Here is a 3,954-nt window from a genome sequence, read left to right as displayed (position 1 = left end):
GATCAGCCCGCGGCCACGTGTGACGGCCATCTCAAACTCCGGATACCAATTGATCTATAGAAAACCGCGGTTTAGAGTTTCTGCTATCCGATAGAAAAAGAAGTCGGACTCTGGTCATAAGGGAGAGAACAATGCACGTTGCAGATATCGCCTGGATACTCAGCGCCATTGCACTGGTGACCATCATGTTCCCGGGCCTGGCCTTCCTCTACGGAGGCATGCTCGGCAACGGGCAGGTGCTCAACATGTTCATGATGGTGATGAGTTCTTTGGCAGTCGCGACCGTCGTCTATGTCGCGGTCGGGCACGGACTGGTGGTGGGCAACTCCGTCGGGGGATGGGGCCTGATCGGCAACCCCGGGGAATGGTTGTTCTTCCGCAATGTCATGAATGACGACGGCTCCGATGCCGCCCTGTGGGGGACGTTCAACATCCTCTTCGCCGGAATTTCGCTCGCCCTCGTCGCCTCCGGCGCGGCCGGGCGCATGAAGTTCTGGGCGTGGATCGTCTTCGGCGCACTGTGGATCATCGCGGTCTACGCCCCGCTGGCCCACTGGGTCTTCGCCTTCGACGACCCGGACAACGGCATCGTCGGCGGCTGGCTGTCCAACCGCATCGGCTTCCACGACTTCGCCGGTGGCACCGCCATCCACATGAACGCCGGTGCCGCCGGACTGGCCCTGGCCCTGGTGCTCGGCCCCCGCCGCGGTGGTAGCACCCGCCCGCACAACCTCCCCCTCACCCTCTTCGGTGCCGGCATGCTCATGGTCGGCTGGTTGGGCTTCAACGGCGGCACCGCAGGTGGTGCCAACTTCACCGCCACCTATGTGGTCCTGACCTCGGTGCTCGCCGCGGGTGGCGGCATGCTGGGCTTCGCGGTCGTCGAGAAGCTGCGTACCGGACACTCGACCCTGCTGGGCCTGGCCACCGGCGTCATCGCCGGATTGGTGGGCATCACCCCGGCCGCCGACGCCGTCAACCCCTTCAGCGCCGTGCTCCTCGGCGCCCTCGCCTCCGCGGCGGCGGCCTGGGCGATCACCTGGAAGGCACGCCACGGTATCGACGACTCCCTCGACGTCTTCGCGGTCCACGGGATCGCCGGCATCGCCGGAGTCATGTTCATCACCGTCCTCGCCGACCCCGCCGCCCCGGCCGGTGTGCGCGGCGTCCTCCTCGGCGGCGACCTGAGCCAGATCTGGCGGGAGGGCGTGGCGATCACCGCCACCCTCGCCTGGTCCTTCGGCGTCACCTGGATCCTGGCCACCGTAATGAGCAAGATCGTGCCGATCCGCATCGACCGCGAGGACGAGTTCCACGGCATCGACCGATCCGTCCATGCCGAGTCCGGCTACGACCTCTCGACCCTCGGCTCCACCCGCCGCCCGGCCGACGACCCCGCCGACACCACCGTCGACCGACTCGCAGCGGCGCCCGGCAGCCGGAATGTCCCCACCACCGTCGATAAGGAGAACCAGTCATGACCACCGCCACCACCACCGCGATCAGCTACCTCCACCTCTCCGAGCCCGAGATGATCGAGGCCGGGGTCACCGACTCCGCCCGCTGCGTCGACGTCATGGAGGAGACCCTCATCCTCCTGGCCGAGGGCGACTACCGGATGGCCGGGCAGTCCGCGAACTCCCACGGCGCCCAGATCAACTTCCCCGCCGATCCGGCCCACGCGGGCATGCCGGCGGACGGCCCGGACCGCCGCTTCATGGCCATGCCCGCCTACCTCGGCGGCCGCTTCAACGCCACCGGCGTCAAGTGGTACGGCTCCAACGTGGAGAATCGCCACCAGGACCTCCCGCGCTCCATCCACCTGTTCATCCTCAACGACACGGTCACGGGCGCGCCGAAGGCGATCATGTCCGCCAACCTGCTCTCCGCCTACCGGACGGGCGCGGTGCCCGGCGTCGGCGTCAAGCACCTCGCGCTTGCCGACGCCACCACCGTCGGCATCATCGGCCCCGGCGTCATGTCGCGCACGTGCTTCGATAGTGCGATCTCGCAGCGGGCGTCGATAAGCACGGTGAAGATCAAGGGCCGCTCGGCGGGATCCACCGAGAAGGCGGCGCAGTGGCTGCGCGACAACTATCCGCAGCTCGAATCCGTCGAGGTGGTCGACTCCGAGCAGGCCGCGATCGAGGGATCGGACATCATCATCGCCGGCACCTCCACCTCCCCGGACGGCCCCGCCGGTTTCCCCTACTTCAAGCGCGAGTGGCTCAAGCCCGGCGCGCTGGTGCTGGCCCCGGCCGCCGCGCGTTTCGACGACGACTTCCTCGCCTCCGACGAGGCCAACCTCGTCATCGACTTTGACGGCCTCTACGCCGAGTGGTTCCACGAGAACGGGCCGGGCGTGGCCTACGAGGAACTCTTCGGCATCCCGGGCAACCGCTGGTGGGACATGGTGGAGGAGGGCAGCCTGCCGGCCGAGAAGCTGGTCAACATCGGTGACATCGCCGCCGGCCGCGCACCGGGGCGCGTCAACGACGAGCAGATCTTCCTCTACTCCATCGGCGGCATGCCCGTCGAGGACGTGGCGTGGGCCACCGACATCTACCACCGCGCGGTGGAGCTGGGTATCGGCACCCGGCTGACACTGTGGGACGAACCCGAACTGGCATAGATAAAGGAGAAGATCATGACCACCCGCATCGCCGTCATCGGCCTGGGAACCACCGGCTCCATGACGGCCTGGCACCTCAGCCGCACACCGGGCGTCGAGGTCCTCGGCTTCGAGCAGTTCGGCCTCGGACACTCCTACGGCGCCTTCACCGGGGAATCCCGGCTGTTCCGCACCGCGTACCACGAGGGAGCCAAGTACGTCCCGCTGCTGGTCCGCGCGCGGGAACTGTGGGAGGAACTGGGAGATCTCTCCGGGCGCACCCTCCTCCACCCCTTCGGCTGCCTCACCGTCGGCCGGGAGGACAGCGCGCCCTACCAGCGGATGCTCGACTCCATCGACACCTATGACCTCCCGCACGAGAGCCTCAGCGCCGCCGAGATGCGCGGGCGTTTCCCCGGCATGGATTTCCGGGACGACGAAGCCGGCATCATCGATCTCCTCGGCGGGGCCATGCGGCCGGAATCGGCCGTCATGAGCGCCGTCGAACAGGCCCGCGCCAACGGTGCGCAGATCGTCGAGAACGAGAAGATCCTCGGCATCCGGGACCTCGGGGACAAGGTGGTCATCGCCACGGAGGAGCGCGAGGAGACCGTCGACCGGGTGGTGGTCACCGCGGGCGCCTGGGTCAGGAGCCTGTTCCCGGAGATCGCGGACATGGTGGAGATCCGCAAGCTCGTCCTCACGTGGTTCCTGCCCCGGGTCCTCGGGGACTTCACGCCCGCGACCATGCCGTGTTTCATCCGCGACCGGGATGACTTCCACGTCTTCGGCGCCCCCGTCGTCGACGGCTACAGCGTCAAGATCGCCGGCATGGACATCTGGGGCGGGCCCGAGGGCGACTACATCGAGGAGTGCGATCTCCGTCTCGACCGGCGCAAGCTCTCCGAGTTCGGGGCCCGTGTCGCGGAGCTGTTCCCCGGAGTGCAGCCGGAGCCCAACCGCTTCTCCGTGCACTACGACACCTTCACCAGTACCCGGGACCCGATCGTCGACATCATCGGCAACGCCGTGGTGGTCACCGGACTCTCCGGCCACGGCTTCAAGATGGCCCCGGCCCTGGGAGAGATGGCGGCCGCACTGGTCACCCGGGGTGAGGCCGAGTACTACCACCCGGACTTCGCCACGGCGGCGCATGAACCGCTGCACGTGCCCGCCTGAACGACGCCGGATGTGACGGTGACCCCACTGCGGACCTAATGGGTTCACGCAGGTGGGGCACCTCCTAATGTCATTGGCATGAACGCCGTGTTGATCGCCGTGCTGGTGATGCTCATCCTTGCCGTCTCCCGGGTCCACGTGGTCCTGGCCCTGTTCATCGGTGC

General features: G+C 67.5%; 3 protein-coding genes. All 3 read left to right on the top strand.

Translation table 11 applies throughout. The features are described 5' to 3' along the window. The first annotated feature begins 131 nt into the window (after window positions 1–131). From amt to solA, 3 genes are read left to right on the top strand one after another with little or no spacing between them, the layout of a single operon-like run. Window positions 132–1,481: an ammonium transporter gene (gene amt, locus Q4F73_RS11870; protein ID WP_303359551.1), complete on the top strand. Its 1,350-nt coding sequence runs from the start codon at window positions 132–134 to the stop codon at window positions 1,479–1,481. Next, window positions 1,478–2,632, top strand: coding sequence for a tyramine oxidase subunit B (locus Q4F73_RS11865; RefSeq protein WP_303359550.1), 1,155 nt, complete (start codon window positions 1,478–1,480; stop codon window positions 2,630–2,632). Before amt ends, Q4F73_RS11865 begins: the two co-directional genes overlap by 4 nt. 15 nt (window positions 2,633–2,647) lie before the next feature. Beyond that, window positions 2,648–3,790 carry an N-methyl-L-tryptophan oxidase gene (gene solA / locus Q4F73_RS11860; protein ID WP_303359549.1) on the top strand — a complete coding sequence of 381 codons (1,143 nt, stop codon included), beginning with the start codon at window positions 2,648–2,650 and terminating at the stop codon, window positions 3,788–3,790. The last annotated feature ends 164 nt before the right edge of the window (window positions 3,791–3,954 follow it).

Origin of the sequence: Corynebacterium sp., from assembly GCF_030535495.1 — a bacterium.
Taxonomy (GTDB): domain Bacteria; phylum Actinomycetota; class Actinomycetes; order Mycobacteriales; family Mycobacteriaceae; genus Corynebacterium.
Note: the sequence above shows the minus strand (reverse complement) of the source record. Positions and strands in the feature narration are given on the sequence as shown.

Excerpts from the sequence above, each read along its gene's own strand:
- Q4F73_RS11865 (WP_303359550.1), top strand. The coding sequence starts at position 1,478 with ATGACCACCGCCACCACCACCGCGATCAGCTACCTCCACCTCTCCGAG.
- solA (WP_303359549.1), top strand. The coding sequence starts at position 2,648 with ATGACCACCCGCATCGCCGTCATCGGCCTGGGAACCACCGGCTCCATG.
- amt (WP_303359551.1), top strand. The coding sequence starts at position 132 with ATGCACGTTGCAGATATCGCCTGGATACTCAGCGCCATTGCACTGGTG.